This window comes from Paenibacillus sp. FSL R7-0312 (assembly GCF_038004445.1).
Lineage (GTDB): Bacteria > Bacillota > Bacilli > Paenibacillales > Paenibacillaceae > Paenibacillus_AQ.
In genome coordinates this window covers 1758777-1775476 of the sequence record NZ_JBBORE010000001.1, presented here as the reverse complement: position 1 = coordinate 1775476, position 16700 = coordinate 1758777, and the positions used below count along the sequence as shown (strand labels likewise).

Sequence of the window (16700 nt, the reverse complement as noted above, 5' to 3'; positions counted from 1 at the left end):
AGTATAAGTCCTGATGCTGGAAGCGTCAATGCACGGGACACTATTTGATCATTCCCGAGTATTTCACTTCCACGTCGGCTTTCACCTCGAATTTCAGACGGGGATACAGGCTCTCCCATACCGCCATTTCCGTGTCATTATTCCAGTGTCGTGCCCCGTAATGCAGCCCCCAGCCCAAGGGATCCATTCCGCTGTCCCGGATTTTCAGGAGCAATGCAGTAACAGCCTGGCTAAGCTCCGTCCCTCCGGCGGCGGCAATCTTCTGCAGCATATGATGAGTGATCATCTGCACCGTACTGTTCTCTTCCAGGATCGCACGGATTTTAATTTGGTAGCGAATGGCCGGTTCCCCATCCTGCCTCGTCACAATCCGGTAGCTGGAAGAACTGCTCTCCGTATAGTACTGATACATTCCGTCGCCTAAACGGGCGGGAAAGTTCGTGCGCAGATTGGAACGGGACAGCAAATTGAACAGCCGGGTCTCATCAGGTGAGAGGACAAGCTTGATCTTACTCTTATCCAGCAGAGCAATCTTGTCGATCAGGAACTGCTCCTTCCCCTGTGCCTCGATAATCGGCAGTATGGGATCTATACCCTTCTCATAAATACTCCGCATCAGCTGATAGGAGTATACACTCGAGATAAAAGGCGACTCTGTGCCTTGTCCGCTCATAGCCAGAATCAGCGAGTTGGACGGAATACGCTCAGAGGGCGGCTTGACCTGCAGCACTTCAAGCGCTCCCGGCTTTCCTACCGCAAAATTAAGAATCGACTGGATATCTCTGCGCCTCATCGCCCAGTCTGTCACATGCCGGATATCTTTGGCGGCGATTTGCTCGCCCAGAATCAGCGTCTTGCAGTGGACATAGTCCAGCTCCTTCTCTACTTTGGACTTCATTCTCCGCAGCGCTTCAGAGATGCTCTCTGATTCTTCAGTGACGATCAGCATCTTCTCATCAATCTTGGTAACATCCCCTTGAGGGATAGCCAGCTTCAGGCTTACCTTGAACGTCCCCTCCTCCTTACCGGGGTCTATCCCGATGGCTACTACAAATATTCTCCGGTCAATATCTTTGAAATTGCAGCCTGTCAATACCATACACACCAGCAGCAGGAGAAGGATGACTCTGCCACGCATGCTTCTCATGCTCTCCGCCCCCTCACAACCCAGTAGCACCAGAACAGCAATCCAACCATCAGCAGCTCTCCGTACCAGCGGATATGCAGCAGGAATACACCAAGCATATTAAGGTTGTATTGATCCAGACGCAAGAGGGCAACCGCTCCTGCAGCAAACAGGCTCAGGATAACAATTTCCTGCCAGAGCTTTGTCTTAGGCTTCCCGGATGTGGAGGGAAGCAGGCTAAGGAACAGCTCTTTGCCGACATGCCACTGGATAATGGCACTGACCAGCGATAAGGTACTGTAGGCGAAATAGAAGATATACAGCATGCGTTCGATCAAAAAAGCTTCAACACGGATACTGTCCGCCGTCGTGAACCAGGTATACACATGCCGCTCGATACCGATTGTCCCATGATACCCTATAGGCACGAAAAAAGTGACCAGCAGCATCAGGAAACCTTCCAGACTGAGGATCCATATATGCTTAAGCTTCAGCCCATGAAATACCCGGTTGAATACCGCCATATTAATGTAGCCGCTGAACGTAAAGGTCGCTGCTGCCAGGCTGTTCATATCCGGAGCATGCAAGGAATGGGTCATTACCTGGAGCACAGCGTCCCAGCTGAAATCCGGATTAATCACTGCCTTGACCATCGTATACAGGATTAAGGGCAAGGTGATGGCAAGCGTAACCTCCAGTCCATAGAGAAGTGACAGTGAATCTATCCGGGAACACAGGCAGACGAGCGCCAGGAACCCAAACATTACCGCATAAGGACCTGTATCCGGACTGATAAACCGCAGTGTAATATCCACGAAGGACAGCAGGATAAGCGCCCCCGCCATATACCAGAGCACCGCATATACCAAAATCAGCGGAGAAGCCAGCAGCTTTGGCAACGCAGATCCGAAGATTTCCGGCAGTCCCTGCCCAGGAAATTTATTAATGACTTTGGTGAACAGGTAGATGAATAAAGTGCCCACAGCCACTGCAACGAGAATGGAGGACTGTGCACCGTCGAAGCGGGCATCGATCAGCTCCCGGGGGGTGAAATTAACGATATTGATCAGGGTATTCATGAGAAAAAGGCAATAGAAATAGCGGCTCTTGGCCCTCATTGTCTACCGCCTTTCTTCCTCAATGCAGTTCCCAGCGTATCGAGAAAAAACAACTTGAAATACGGCTGGCCGAAGCTGCGCTGGCTGCATAAATACATGGTAAAGCCTACGAGGCAGACGACAACACCAACGAGTCCCAGCACCGCTGCCGCCATGACAAAGAAATATTTCAGGACGCGGATGGAGAAGCTCATCATATTGAGGGGAATCAGGAAATTCGATATCGCCACTACGGATACGAGAATAATCATAATATTGCCGATCAGCCCTGCTGCAGTGGCGGCTTGTCCCAGAATCAGACCTCCAACCGTTGTGGCCGTCGGGCCAATGGCTCTGGGCAGCCGCAAGCTCGCTTCCGTCAGAAATTCCATCATGATCATCATAAGAATGACTTCGACAAAAGAAGGATACGGCACAGTAGCCCGGCTCCCCCCGATTAAGAGGGCAATCTGCACACGAACAATCTCTGGATTGTAGGAGGTAAAGGCAATATACAGGGCCGGCAGCCACAGCGTCATGGCCACACCGAGAATACGCAGCATTTTTAAGAAACGCCCTACAAAAGGCAGTTGAATCTTGTCATCCATGGCCGTGAAGAAATCATTGAAGATCGAAGGAAGCACAATCGCATACCCTGTGGTATCCAGCAGCACCGCTACTTTGCCTTCAGCTAAATTGAATACCACCCGGTCGGGCCGCTCTGTAACAATCGTTTTGGGAAAAATGCGCAGCTTATCGCTGCTGATATATTTCTCCAGCTCACCGGCAGCCTGCAGAACATCCAGCTTCAGCGTGTCCAGCTTCTCTTTTAATTCGGCCAGAACATCGTGATTCACTCTGCTCTCGTCATAGAGTATAGCCACCTTGGTCTTGGACACGTTGCCGATAATGGTGAATTCCATCTTCAGTTCGGAAGACTGATAACGCCGCCGGATCAGGTTCAGACTAACCGCCAGACTCTCACTGAGCGCATCGGAAGGTCCCTGGCTGATACTCTCCGTAATAGTCTCCTTGACACTGCTGACCTCAATCTTGAGCGCATCGAAGAAGCAGAGCTTGCCAGAGCTGCCTATACAGGCATAACCGCTTAGCAGAAGATCCAGCGCGCGCGTCCCCTCCGTAACTTCCTCACTCCCGGGATAGTCCGCGATGTAATTATAGTACGCTGACGGATTGCCCATCTCGTAGAACGGCTTCACGATATTCCGGCTGACCGTCAGTCCATCCGTAATACTCTTGATATACAGCAGGCTGACCTCTCCCGAGGGAACAGCCATGATATTGTCCTCAAGGTCACCGAAACCGCTCAGCTGTCCCCTGATCCATTCCAGGGTCACTCCCTGCTTATGCACTTGTCCTGACATGGATCATTCTCCCTCCAGGCCCGAATTGCCGGGAACTTCCCCTTATTTTGGCACTGTCGCCCTCATTTCATACACCCGCTGCCGGATCGAGGCGTTTCTTTTGCCGGGAGTGTGGTAATAAATGAAATGAATAATGACTAATGGAGGGATCACTTCATGAATTCACAGGATCACCGCTCGCAAGGTCTTCCGCAATTTCCGGAATCATTATGGAGGGGCAGTACAGAACTGCCCTCTTTTCCGGAGCTTGCGGAAGATCATGTCACAGATGTAGCCATTGTCGGAGCAGGCATTACGGGTATTACGACAGCTTATTTGCTGTCCAAGGCAGGGTATAAGGTCACTCTGCTCGAAGCGGGAGAGATCCTTGGCGGCACCACCGGCTTCACCAGCGCCAAAATCACCGCCCAGCACGGAATGATCTACAGTGATCTGCTGAAGCACTTTGGGGAGGAACAGGCCCGGCTCTATTTCCAGTCAAACAGTGAAGCGCTGGAGTGGATGATCGCTACGGCTGAAGAAGTGGGGCTGTCCTGCGGGTTGACGCGGGAAGCTGCGTATCTGTATGCCGATAGGGGAGATGAGAAGACGCTCAAGCAGCTGGCTGCTGAATTCGAGGCATACAGTAAGCTTGGACTGCCGGGAGAATGGCTGGACCAGGTTTCGCTGCCACTGAGAGCAGGCGGTGCGATCAAGCTGCCTGGACAAGCCCGTTTTCATCCGCTGGAGTACCTGAAGGGGCTGCTGCAGGTCGTGCTGGACAAGGGCGGCAAGGTATATGAGCATACGATGATCGGGGAAAAGGTCGATACGGACGGGCATCTCACCCTCTATACCGAAGGGGAGAAGTTCAAAATTAAATGCCGCCATGCCGTGTCCGCCTCCCATTTCCCATTCTATGATGGAGGCTCCCTCTATTTCTCGCGGCTGCACGCGGAGCGGTCCTATTGTCTGGCTATTGAGCCGGAAGCTGATTATGAGGGCGGCATGTACCTGAGTGCCAGTGAACCTACCCGCTCGCTGCGCGCGGTGGAATGGGACGGGCGGAAGCTCGTAATCGTCGGCGGTAATAACCACAAGACCGGACAAGGCATCTGTACCTTCGGCCACTATGAGAATCTGGAGAAGTTTGCGGGAGAATTGCTCGGCATTCGCAGCATTCCCTTCCGCTGGTCGGCGCAGGATCTCATCACTCTGGACCGGGTCCCCTACATCGGCAAGCGGGCGGAGGATGAAGAAATCTATATTGCCACAGGCTTCGCCAAGTGGGGAATGACCAGCGGGACGCTGGCTGCACGCCTAATTGCAGATGGGATCCTGGGAAGCAGCAACCCTTATACAGAGCTGTACGATCCGACACGCTTCAAAGCTAATCCGGGCATCAAAAATTTCATCGTGCAGAACTTCTCGGTCGCCAAAGAGCTTGTAGCCGGAAAAGTGGAGATTATCCATAAAAAAACAGAAGATCTTGCACCGGATGAAGGGGCCGTTGTTTTCCATGACGGCAAACGGGTTGGCGGCTACTGCGACCCTGAGGGCAAGCTGCATCTCGTGGACAGAACCTGCACACATATGGGCTGTGAATGCGAGTGGAATAACGGGGAACGCTCCTGGGATTGCCCGTGCCACGGCTCCCGCTTCTCTTATGAGGGCGATGTGATCGAAGGACCGGCCACAGTCCCGCTTAAGAACCTCACAGCCAAGCAGTAAGCCTGCTTCATATAAAGTAGTGTACAGAGCATACAATTAGAATGGACTGTCTTGTCCCTCTTCGCCTGTCCCGGCGTGATTGTCTCTGTCCGCTCAGGTATAATAGGCTTATGTTCATCCAATATATAGAACTTTCTATCTTAAGGAGCGTGACGACAGGTTATGGATTTAAGAGGAACCAGTATTGTAATTACAGGTGCAGGTAAAGGGATCGGCAAAGCTCTCGCGATGGCACTCGCTAAAGAAGGCGCTAACCTGGGGCTTATCTCCAGAACTTCAGCAGATCTGGAGGCACTGAAGTCGGCATTGACTGAGGTATATGACATCAAGGTCAGCATTGCTGTAGCTGATATTGCGGTGCGTGAGGAAGCAGAGCGGGCGGTTGTGGCCCTGCAGAATGACCTTGGCCCGTTCGACGCGCTTATCAACAATGCCGGGATTGCCCAGTTTGGCACCTTCCTGGAGATGGACCCTGCTGACTGGGAGCGCCATATGCAGATCAATCTGTTCGGCACTTATTATGTAACCCGTGCGGCACTGCCTGCTATGATTGAACGTTCCAGCGGTAACATCATCAATATCTCTTCTACGGCAGGAGAACGCGGCTTCGCTACAGGCTCAGCCTATTGTGCTTCCAAATTCGCTTTGATGGGTATGACGGAAGCGCTGGCGATGGAGGTCCGCAAGCATAATATCCGTGTCGTGGCACTAACCCCCAGCACCGTCAACACAGGTCTGGCCACCGGTGCCGGCCTGAAGATCGGTGATGAAGACCGGATGATGCAGCCCGAGGATGTGGCCGAGCTGACGCTCGCTGCCTTGAAGCTTCCAGACCGCGTCTTCCTGAAGACCGCTGGCATCTGGACGACTAATCCGCAATAACAATGGCAGATTACACCCACACCCTATGAGGAGGACTTGGCATGCTGGTAGTAACCAACACGATTAAGATCAAAGAAGGACATGGCGAAGCACTGGCCTCGCGTTTTGGGGCAGACAATGGGGTGCAGAGCATGCCCGGATTTATCCGCATGGAGGTCTGGCAGGGCGCGCCCAAAGAAGGCGTGGAGGAGCTGAAGATCTGTACTGTCTGGGAGAGCGAGGAAGCCCTAAGCGGCTGGACGTCCAGTCCCGCCTTCCGCGATTCGCACCGCGGGGCCGGCCGGAATGAAGCCATTGTCGGCGCCTCACTCGACAAGTATGAGCTGCTACTCAGCCGAACTCCCGGTAACTGAATCCAGCCGTTATACGCATATACACAACAGGGATGCCCCGCAGCCTTTAAGGCTTGACGGGGCATCCCTGTTATTGCTTCTGTAGTTCACAACCCGGTTATTCGCGGCCTGTTGCCGGAGACTCGCCCACGTCCTGATGCTTGCCCGGCCAGAAGGCCCGGCGGCCCAGAAGCACGGTGATGGCCGGAACCAGGAACGGCCGGACCACGAAGGTATCGAGCAGCACGCCAATCGCGGTGATGATACCGAATTGCACCAGCACCTGAATCGGCAGACTCGCCAATACAGCGAAGGTACCTGCCAGAATGAGGCCGGCGGAGGTGATTACCGATCCGGTTTCGTTCACGCCTTCGGCGATGGCCTGCTTCAGCGGCATAGCTTTACGCTTTTTCCAGATATTCGAGATCATGAAGATGTTATAATCCTCGCCCAGCGCTACCAGGAAGACGAAGGAATAGAGCGGAATTGCGCCTTGAATTGCATCTGCACCGAGCAGATAATGAATAATAATCCAGCCCAGACCGAGTGCCGAGAAGAAGGAGAGAATTACCGTAGCTACCAGATAAATGGTCGCCACTACAGATCGGAGATAGATCAGCAGCAGCACTGTAATCATCCCGATAACCACCGGTATAATCAGATCAGTATCCCGTTCCCCGAGCTCCTTGGTATCATACTGGGTAGCGGTCTGTCCGCTAATCCATACCTTATCTTGCGCGTTCTCTATTCCCGACTCCGCCAGGGCCTGCTCTACAGTAGCCTGGAGTGCCGGAATGTGATTCATCGCCTCGATGGAATACGGATTAGCCTTGAATTCAATATCATAGGCAGTGATGTTCTTATTAACGGCCCCCTGCTGCGGATCAGATACCACGTCCACATAGGACAGGCCGCCCAGGATGACCTTCAGATCTTCTCCGCCGCGCAGGCCCTCTGTATCCACCATCAGCTTGGCCGGTGCCAGCTCTCCGGGAGAGAACTGCTTGCCGATCTGGTCGAACCCTTCACGCGATTCCATATCTTTCGGGAAGGAGGATAGGATATCATAGGTGAATTTAATTCCGCTGGAGAACGAGGCCAGGATGCCCAATACCACCACGGTTACTCCCACGATCGCCCATGGCCGGGAAATGACAAGATACCCGATTCCTTTTTTGGGTGAACTCTTCGGCTGCGGTACCGGCTTCCCCTTGGCCTTGGCCCGCTCAATCTCCATTTGCGGAGTGCGCGGAACGAACGGGAAGAACGAGGTTCGACCAAAGATAGCCAATAGTGCCGGAACCAGCGTCAGACTGGCAATCCCCATAATGAGAATAGAGACACTGAACGGAACCGCAAAGCGGTGGTACGCCCCGTATTTGGCCAGCAGCAGCGCGAAGAGCGCAAGCACAACTGTGAATCCGCTCATGGCGATCGCTCCGGAGGAATGGGTGATTGCACTCAGCAGTGCACGCCCCTTGTTCTCCTCAACCTTCAGCATCTGGCGGAACCGGGAAATCATAAACAGGCAGTAGTCTGTCCCCGCCCCGAAGAGCAGCACCGTCATAATAGATACGGCCTGCGAATCCACCGTAATCCAGCCTTCCTCTGCCATCTTGCCAAGCAGCGGGCTGGTTACACCGTAAGCAAAGCCGACTGCAACCAGCGGAATCAATGCCAGAATCGGCGAACGGTAGATCAGCAGCAGGAAGACCAGCACCAGTATTACGGTTGCGATCAGCAGTGCAACATCAGCATTCTTGAATAAGCCTGTTGCATCTACCGATATCCCGACTGGACCGGAAACCCTAAGGCTTAAATCGCCGCTGTCTTGCTTGGCTGCAGAAGGGTCTGTGCCAGTTTCAGCGCCGATCAGCGTCTTCATCTCGGTCAGTGATTCGCCGAGCTGTTCACTGTCTGCCTTCTTGTCAAACAGCACTGGTGTGACGATTGTACTTCTATCCTCCGACAGTGAAGCCTGCAGCGCCTGTGGCGGCAGCTGACCAAGCGGCGGAACGAAGTTCTGATGCGCGAGCGGCTGCTGCTCAAGCTTGGAGTATACAGCAGTTATATGTAGGAGATCTTCCTCTGACAATCCGCCTTCACGATGCCATACCAGCAAGGCCGGTACGCCGCTTCCGGCAGGGAATTCTGCCTCCGCAAGCGCTGCTGCGCGGACAGATTGCGAATCCTCCGGCAGGTTGGGCGCGTTATTGACAACCTGCGAGTTCACCGAAGGCCAGATCATAGTCAAAGCCCCTACAACTGCAATCCACACCAGAAGGGTAATCCATTTTGTTTTGCCTCCTGCTACCCATTTACCGTAGCCTGACATTCCTTTCATCCTCTCTCCCATCCGCAAGCCCAAAATGAGCCGCGGGTCATTTTACTATCCTTATCATATATACCTTAAAAATTTTAAGCAAACCTTTTTTCTAAAGCAATAGATAGTAAGAGTTACAGTAGACGACATTGCCTCAAGAAACCCCTGATTCATTACGTCTAGAACGGGTGAGCACCGTTGTCTCTATTTCTATTATTATCTGGAAACTAGTATATGATACCCAAGGGAAAATAGATGGCTCTACTTAAGCCGCGCGGCATGATTCTGCCCGAAATGTTGCCTTTTGTACAAAAAATTTTGATTTTAGACCGATTTAACGAGGGGATTGTTGTATTTTATGCAGGATTTTTAAGCGAATAGTCCATTTACCGCCACCTAACTCCAGCTCAACTGACCGTATATAGTAAAAGCCCCGGCGTTCACGCAGACTGCCTGCAGTGAACGCCGGGGCTATGAGCTAAGCTGAGGGATACAGCCGATTGTTAAAATACATCTTCACAGTACATTTTAGAAGAGATGTTTGGAGTAATCTCTACAGTTTACCCGCGGTCATATACCGTTTAGCCCACGTCCGGCAGATCATCCCCGGAGAACTGGCTGTTGTAGAGGTCGGCGTAGAAGCCGCCTGCTTCGAGCAGCTCCAGGTGGGTGCCCTTCTCAATCACGCTGCCCTGATTCATAACCAGAATCAGATCCGCATCACGGATGGTGGACAGGCGGTGAGCGATGACGAAGCTGGTTCTGCCGTTCATCAGCGTATTCATAGCCTTCTGGATCTGCACCTCCGTGCGGGTATCGACGCTGCTGGTGGCTTCATCCAGAATCAGGATTGAAGGATCAGCCAGGATTGCCCGGGCAATGGTAAGCAGTTGCTTTTGCCCTTGGGAGATGTTCGAGGCTTCCTCGTTCAGGATCGTGTTATAGCCCAGCGGCAGCGTGCGGATGAAGTGGTCGGCATGCGCAGCCTTGGCTGCCCGGACCACATCAGCTTCCGTAGCCCCTTCGCGGCCATAAGCGATATTGTCACGGATGGTGCCGTTGAACAGCCAGGTATCCTGGAGCACCATACCAAACTTGCTGCGCAGCTCGCTGCGCTTCATATTGGTGATGTTGACACCATCGATCACAATCTCCCCGCCGCTGATCTCATAGAAGCGCATCAGCAGGTTGATCAGGGTCGTTTTGCCGGCTCCGGTTGGACCTACAATGGCAATGGTCTGTCCTGGGCTGACCTCGATATTCATGTCTTCAATGAGGATAGCATCCTCTTTGTAGCCGAACTTCACGTGGCGGAATTCCACGGAGCCCTCTTCGGCATCCACTGGACGTTTCGCAAGTGAAGTCCCCACTTCAGGAACTTCCTCTTCTTCATCCAGCAGTTCAAATACACGTTCCGCCGAAGCGATGGTGGACTGGATGATGTTGGCGATATTGGCCGTCTGCGTAATCGGCATTGTGAACTGGCGCGAATACTGGATGAAGGCCTGGATGTCCCCGACATCAATTGCTTTTTTGGTTACGAAGATCCCGCCGACCACACAGACGAGCACATAGCCAAGGTTCCCGATAAACATCATCAGCGGCATAATAATCCCGGAGATGAACTGGGATCTCCAGCCGGAATTGTACAGGTCATCATTAATTTTGTTGAAGTCCTTCAAAGAGTTCTTCTCGCGTCCGAACGCTTTGATAATACGGTGTCCGGTATACATTTCCTCAACATGACCATTCAGCTGTCCCAGCGACTTCTGCTGGCCGATGAAATAGGTCTGTGAGCGTTTGGTGATCAGCATAATGACCACGAAGCTCAGCGGCAGTGTTACTATGGTAATCAACGTTAGCCACGGGCTGATGGTCAGCATCATTACTATGACACCAATAATCGTCACAATGGACGTAATAAGCTGGGTCAAACTCTGCTGCAGGGTAGTACTGATATTGTCTACATCATTGGTCGCCCTGCTTAATATTTCCCCGTGTGTCCGGGAATCGAAGTACTTCAGCGGCAGCCGTTCAAGCTTGCTGTTGATCTGTTCACGCATATCATAGACGACCTTCTGCGCCACACCGGCCATTACATACTGCTGTATATAACTGAACAATGCGCTTAACAGATACAGTCCGGCCAGGAGAATCAGAATATCATTAATATAGCCAAAATCAATCTCCGCTCCAGGTACACCCATCAGCTTGCCATAGGCGCCTTCAAACAATTTGGTGGTAGCTCTACCCATTACTTTAGGGCTGAAAATGCTGAATATGGTACTGGCAATCGCCATCACAAACACAATAATCAGCTGAACCTGGCGCGGGCGCAAATACCGGGTCAGGCGCCGCAGCGTTCCTTTGAAATCCTTGGCTTTCTCAGCCGGCATTCTCATGCCCGGACCGCCGGGTCCTCCGCCTGGTCCGAAGCCGCCACCTGAACGCTGCGGCGGTTTCATGTTTTTATTCTGCTCACTCATGCTATTTCCTCCTCTGACAACTGCGAGGATACGATCTCGCGGTACACCTCATTGTTATCCAGCAGCTCACGGTGTGTGCCCATTCCAACAATCTCACCGTCATCCAGTACGATAATCCGGTCTGCATCCATAACCGTACTGACACGCTGTGCGACAATAAGGACTGTAGATTCTGTAGTCTCGCCTTTAAGGGCAGCACGCAGCTTGGCATCGGTCTTGAAGTCAAGCGCCGAGAAGCTGTCATCAAACAGATACACTTCCGGTTTCCGTACCAGTGCACGGGCTATGGACAAACGCTGTTTCTGGCCGCCGGAGACATTGCCTCCACCCTGGGAGATTTCCGAATTGAAACCGTCCTTCATGGCCGTTACGAAATCATAGGCCTGGGCCACCTTGGCGGCATGAAGGATTTCATCGTCCGTAGCGTCCTCTTTCCCGTAACGGATATTCTCGTTAATGGTACCGGTGAACAGCACGGCTTTTTGCGGGATATAACCGATCTTACTCCGCAGATCCTCCTGCGTCATCTGGCGTACATCCACTCCATCGACGCGGATCGAACCTTCAATAGCATCATAGAATCTTGGAATCATGTTTAGCAGCGTTGATTTACCTGACCCTGTTCCGCCGATAATAGCTGTAATCTCGCCGGGGCGTGCACTGAAGGTAATCCCGGACAGTGCAGGCTGTTCAGCCCCCGGATAAGAGAAGGTTACATTGTCGAACTCCACAAAACCACGCATTCCGTCACGGCCGTCCGCATGGGTAGCCGTAGCTGTAGTCTTCAGGTCTGCAGTTGTCGGATCTGTAATTTCAGGCTGCATATCGAGGACTTCATTGATACGCAGTGCAGAGGCAGAGGCTCTTGGAATCAGGACAAACATCATTGAAACCATGATGAGGGAGAACATAATCTGCATTGCATATTGAATGAAGGCCATCAGTGAACCTACCTGGAGATCACCGTCTCCAATCCGGATTCCACCATAATAGAGGATAGCGATCATGGAGAAGTTCATTACGATCATCATCAGCGGCATCAGTCCGGCCATAACTTTATTCACTTTGATTGCAGTATCCGTCAGATCTGCATTGGCCAGACTAAACCGCTTATTCTCATGCTCAATCCGGTTGAACGAGCGGATGACGCGGATACCGGTCAAATGCTCTCGCAGCACAAGGTTTAATTTGTCCAGCTTGATCTGGATGGCTTTAAACAGCGGAAGTCCCTTCATTCCAATGAAGAAGATCGCTCCAACCAGCAGCGGAATCACCACTACAAAGATCAGCGAGAGCTTGGCATCCTCAGACACCGCCATAATAATCCCGCCGATCATCATCATCGGAGCACCAATCATCATGCGAAGCATCATTGTTAATACGGTCTGGACTTGTGTAATATCGTTGGTAGTACGTGTAATCAACGAAGCCGTACCCAGCTTGTCGAATTCATGCAGCGTGAAATTCTCGACATGGTTGAACATCCGTGACCGGGTGTTCTTACCGAAGCCCGCTGCTATCTTAGCCGACAGATAGCTGGCAACAATGGAGCAGGCTGCACCGCCGGCCGCTACGAGCAGCATGAAGCCGCCGATTCTCCAGATGTAATTCTGGTCGCCGTTCACAATCCCCCTATCAATAATGTCACTCATCAGGGTCGGAAGATACAAATCTCCCATGGACTGCAGGAATACAAGAATCAGTACTGCGGCTATTGCCAATCGGAAGGGTCTCAAATGCTTTAGTAATTTAATCAAGTTTCTCATCTCCGTTCATTTGTAACCGGTCTAGATTTGGCGGTGGATTGTCTTTCATGAAGGCATGTACTTTAAGCAGCAGCTCTGCCAGCTGATCGGACTCTTCCTCACCCAGATACTCCACCATTTTGTTAAGCGTGGCGTCCATATGCTTCTTGGCCTTGCGGGTAATAATTTTCCCCTGTTCCGTCAACTTGATGCGTACCACTCTCCGGTCGGAGACGTCGGCTTGCCGTTCCACCATGTGCTTAGCCTCCAGACTGTTGATCAGCTGTGTGACCGTAGGCGGAGTCAGTCCCAGAAAGCGGCTGATTTCAGAAACCTTGAGTCCTACATCAGATGAATGGGACGCCCGTGCAATACATATCAATAAAGTCATCTCACTTGGCTTATGACCCTCCACGGAATGATACAGGTGGCCTTTGCGCAGCTGCCGGAGTGCGGAGAAAAGCTTGTGTCCGACTGAATTTTCATCTTCTCTATTTATCCCAATGTTCCCACCTCTTTTTTAGTTAGGTATACAAATAATTAAACACTATATTAATTAGGCTACCTAATTATATTTTCCGGGCAATACTTTGTCAATTCCTGAATTCGCTATCAATTATTACAGATTGAAGAACGTAGGTTGACGGATGTTTGTGCTTTTTTCACATAATTACGCATAAATGCTCCCGCGACACGGATGGCCGGGGAGTGATCCTTAGATAAGGCAATGATAAAGTTAAACTACGCCAAAACGGGGGCTCTCATGATCAGTAATTTCCTCACGCTGTCTTACCTCCCGTAGCAGCTCCCTGTAAGCGGTCTGCTGGGTGTCGGAGGAGGCGTCCCTGTTCAATTCGAACAGGGTCACACAATTAATGAAGTCCTTTCCGCTATTCAGCCTGACGGTTAGCCGCAGACATTGAATAATATAGTCAATTCCTTTGGAGTACTGTTTACGGGAGATATAATACATGGCTATCTGGTAATAGAGACGGTACACACGGTCTACATTAATCGGGTCCTGAAATTGTTCAAAACGCAGCATCTCCCTGGAAAAGCGTGACAGCACAGCGTCTGCAGAGAATCCGAAACGGTTGGCCGACTCCAGAATAATGACCATGCCGGATAGAATTTCACCGGGATGCTCTGCCAGAAAAGCTATATATGCCGGCAGCTCCGAAGTATTGCCCATTAATATCTCAAGGGTAAAGCCATTGGCTACAGCAAACAGCCGGAAGCTATCCACGGCACTGCGCCCTTCATCATCCAGCAGCTCAAACCATCCCAGATCTGCATACCCGGCGGTGTATTTCTTGGCCTGCTCATATTCTCCCTGCTTAGTAAGCGCCGAAGCCTTCAATAGATAGCCATGGCCATAATAGACTACCAGCGGGCGTTCCGCCTGGAAAGCCTCCACCCGTTTCCCCTTGCTTCTGCGCAATTCCTCCCGGTAGATCCCATGGGTTAATGCTCTCAGCTCATCGGCATATTTCTCTACATCCTTCCAGCGGTGCAATGCAAAGCATACCTTCGCCAGCTTAAGCAGCCCGTCCAGCTGCATGTCCTCGGGAAGCAGACCGCGGAACGGCTCAAAGCGGATTACAGCGCGCAGCTTCTGTTCCATGTCCACATCAGGTGTAGACTGCAGGGATTTGAACATACGATACTGGCTGATGGCCATCCGTTCCGAGTAGCTATCCGGCTCATTCTCTACAATAAGCCTGTAGAACACGACCGATTCCTGTGTCTTGCCGCTGCAGAACAGCCTCTCCGCTACCGTATAGATGATATCCAGCGGTTTAGGATATTCCATAATCCTGCTCAAGACTTCATCAATACACTGCTGCTTGCCAATTTCGGCACAGCGGACCAAAAAAGGCTCCATACGGCGGCGTGAAATTCTGTCCTCACTAAAGCACTCTTCCACAAATAGCGGATACAGCCAGCCCTCCGGGAATCCGAAGGCCCGGGTCATCGCATCCAATTGTCTCAGAGAAACCGGCTTAGGCGGATTACCATGAAGGATCGCACTGAGACTGCCGCGGTTCAGTCCGGATATTTTGGCAAATGAGGCAAGATTATGGCCCGAGCGGGATAAATTTTTCTCAATTTCTGTTCGTAGCGTAGTCAGTTTCGCCTCCACCCGGCACCTCCTCAAGGATTCACTTGTACCCCTTCTATTTATTGCCATTATAGGTGATGACTATTGAAAGCACAACAAAATGGCCCCACATAGTGAGACCTCAACATCCAGACGCTAACTGGAGTTATTGTATAAATTCAGACTACTGCTGCAAGGCAGCTTTATTTCTGATCCGCTGGTTTATGGTGTTCTTGGTGTACCCTGCTGCCCCGTTCTTGCGGCTGCGCAGACTCTCCATCATCAGATTCTGGGCCAGTACAATATATCCGTCCAGCCGCTGGCTGAGTTCCAGAACCGCATGATCACTCAGACTCCGCTCCTGGGCCACCTCCAGCAATTCACTTCTTAAGTTCTCTATAGTAAGAAACAGCTCATCTTCTCTGTAATCCCTGCTCTGGTTATCGGAAGAATTCTGGTAAAGGTTCACGGTTACTCACCTTCTCTCTATCAACTTCTCCCTTATCATAATTCATGATGCCAAAAAACATATTTTGAAAAAAAAGAAAAAAATGTCGTTTACAGTTCCCCGAGCACTTTCATCGCGAAGGCGATCCACTCCCGAGCGGCGAAGGACAGATAACGGTCTCTGCGCCAGATCATCCCCAGCTGCCAGGGAATCACAGGCTCGGTCATTGGGATGACAGCGATCCGTGAACGGTCCATATCCCGGCATATGGTCTCCGGCAGTAGCGCAATGCCCATTCCTGCAGCTACCATCCGGCTGATCAGATCCCACTGCGAGCTCTCATAGACTACCTTAGGCTGGAAGCCTGCTTTGACACATTCCGAAATAATCCGGTCATGCAGGGCGAAGTCCTCCCGGAACAGCACGAATTCCTCTTCTGCCAGCTCTTTCAGTTGCACATTCTGCACCCCGTCCAAACGGTGTCCTGCGGGAACCAGCAATTGCAGCTTCTCCTCCACAAAGGTGAAGCAGTGAAACTTGGCTTTGTTGACAGGCAATACAATCGCCCCGATATCAATCAGGCCGGCCTCCACATCATCCTCTACCTTTTTGGCGCCGTCTTCATGCAGCCTTATCGTCACCTCCGGGTAACGGCGGTGAAATTCCCCGATGACAGCAGGGAAGAAACTGGCACCTACCATAGGAGGCAGTCCAATGCGGATATGACCCTGCTTCAGATTGCGCAGACTATCCAGTTCCGAGGAGAGGCTCGTGAAGGACTCTACAATATTCTGCGCCTTAACCAGCAGTAGCTCGCCTGCATCTGTCAGACGGATGCTTTTGCCTTCCCTGTAAAATAGATCCGCCCCCAGTTCAATCTCCAGATTGCGGATCATCTTGCTGATCGTGGGCTGGGTAATGTACAGCGATTCCGCCGCTCTGGAGAAGCTATTCAGCCTGGCCGCCTGTACGAAATACTCCAGTTGTCTGATGTCCATACCGGTAACCTCCATATATAGATGAAAAGAATGTGAGATATTCAATCTATTCATTGTACCTATGAAA

13 protein-coding genes are annotated in these 16700 nt (G+C 51.6%); 3 read left to right on the top strand and 10 right to left on the bottom strand.

Features of this window, described 5'->3' with window-relative positions:
• Window positions 1–40: 40 nt before the first annotated feature.
• The 3 genes from MKX70_RS07700 to MKX70_RS07690 are packed head-to-tail and all read right to left on the bottom strand — an operon-like array spanning window position 41 to window position 3608.
• Window positions 41–1147 carry a Ger(x)C family spore germination protein gene (locus MKX70_RS07700; protein WP_052416775.1) on the bottom strand — a complete coding sequence of 369 codons (1107 nt, stop codon included), beginning with the start codon at window positions 1145–1147 and terminating at the stop codon, window positions 41–43.
• Window positions 1144–2244 carry a GerAB/ArcD/ProY family transporter gene (locus tag MKX70_RS07695; RefSeq protein WP_042240417.1) on the bottom strand — a complete coding sequence of 367 codons (1101 nt, stop codon included), beginning with the start codon at window positions 2242–2244 and terminating at the stop codon, window positions 1144–1146. Before MKX70_RS07695 ends, MKX70_RS07700 begins: the two co-directional genes overlap by 4 nt.
• Window positions 2241–3608: a spore germination protein gene (locus tag MKX70_RS07690; protein WP_042240419.1), complete on the bottom strand. Its 1368-nt coding sequence runs from the start codon at window positions 3606–3608 to the stop codon at window positions 2241–2243. Before MKX70_RS07690 ends, MKX70_RS07695 begins: the two co-directional genes overlap by 4 nt.
• A 156-nt stretch (window positions 3609–3764) precedes the next feature.
• Here MKX70_RS07690 and MKX70_RS07685 point away from each other — a divergent pair, with 156 nt between their 5' ends.
• The 3 genes from MKX70_RS07685 to MKX70_RS07675 all read left to right on the top strand — a co-directional run bounded on the left by MKX70_RS07685 (window position 3765) and on the right by MKX70_RS07675 (window position 6553).
• Window positions 3765–5318, top strand: a complete 1554-nt coding sequence (locus MKX70_RS07685) for an FAD-dependent oxidoreductase (protein ID WP_340839813.1) — start codon at window positions 3765–3767, stop codon at window positions 5316–5318.
• Window positions 5319–5480: 162 nt separating this feature from the next.
• Window positions 5481–6200 (top strand): 3-ketoacyl-ACP reductase, encoded by a 720-nt coding sequence (locus tag MKX70_RS07680; RefSeq protein WP_039305517.1) that lies wholly within the window; start codon window positions 5481–5483, stop codon window positions 6198–6200.
• A 41-nt stretch (window positions 6201–6241) separates the two neighbouring features.
• A complete protein-coding gene (locus MKX70_RS07675; RefSeq protein WP_042240425.1) occupies window positions 6242–6553 on the top strand; it encodes an antibiotic biosynthesis monooxygenase in 312 nt (103 codons plus the stop codon).
• Between the two features lie 97 nt (window positions 6554–6650).
• Here the strand turns inward: MKX70_RS07675 and MKX70_RS07670 are convergent, their stop codons facing one another.
• The 7 genes from MKX70_RS07670 to cidR form a co-directional block, all read right to left on the bottom strand.
• Window positions 6651–8876 (bottom strand): MMPL family transporter, encoded by a 2226-nt coding sequence (locus MKX70_RS07670; protein ID WP_042240427.1) that lies wholly within the window; start codon window positions 8874–8876, stop codon window positions 6651–6653.
• 560 nt (window positions 8877–9436) lie between these two features.
• On the bottom strand, window positions 9437–11341 hold the full coding sequence (locus MKX70_RS07665; protein WP_042240430.1) for an ABC transporter ATP-binding protein: 1905 nt from the start codon (window positions 11339–11341) through the stop codon (window positions 9437–9439).
• Window positions 11338–13098: an ABC transporter ATP-binding protein gene (locus MKX70_RS07660; RefSeq protein WP_042240435.1), complete on the bottom strand. Its 1761-nt coding sequence runs from the start codon at window positions 13096–13098 to the stop codon at window positions 11338–11340. Before MKX70_RS07660 ends, MKX70_RS07665 begins: the two co-directional genes overlap by 4 nt.
• Window positions 13091–13477, bottom strand: coding sequence for a MarR family winged helix-turn-helix transcriptional regulator (locus MKX70_RS07655; RefSeq protein ID WP_052416776.1), 387 nt, complete (start codon window positions 13475–13477; stop codon window positions 13091–13093). Before MKX70_RS07655 ends, MKX70_RS07660 begins: the two co-directional genes overlap by 8 nt.
• Window positions 13478–13822: 345 nt before the next feature.
• Complete coding sequence (locus MKX70_RS07650; RefSeq protein ID WP_340839812.1) at window positions 13823–15229, bottom strand: DNA-binding protein; 1407 nt, start codon at window positions 15227–15229, stop codon at window positions 13823–13825.
• A 142-nt stretch (window positions 15230–15371) separates the two neighbouring features.
• Complete coding sequence (locus MKX70_RS07645) at window positions 15372–15656, bottom strand: aspartyl-phosphate phosphatase Spo0E family protein (protein WP_042240443.1); 285 nt, start codon at window positions 15654–15656, stop codon at window positions 15372–15374.
• Window positions 15657–15745: 89 nt separating this feature from the next.
• Window positions 15746–16633: a cidABC operon transcriptional activator CidR gene (gene cidR, locus MKX70_RS07640; protein WP_042240446.1), complete on the bottom strand. Its 888-nt coding sequence runs from the start codon at window positions 16631–16633 to the stop codon at window positions 15746–15748.
• Between the last annotated feature and the right edge of the window lie 67 nt (window positions 16634–16700).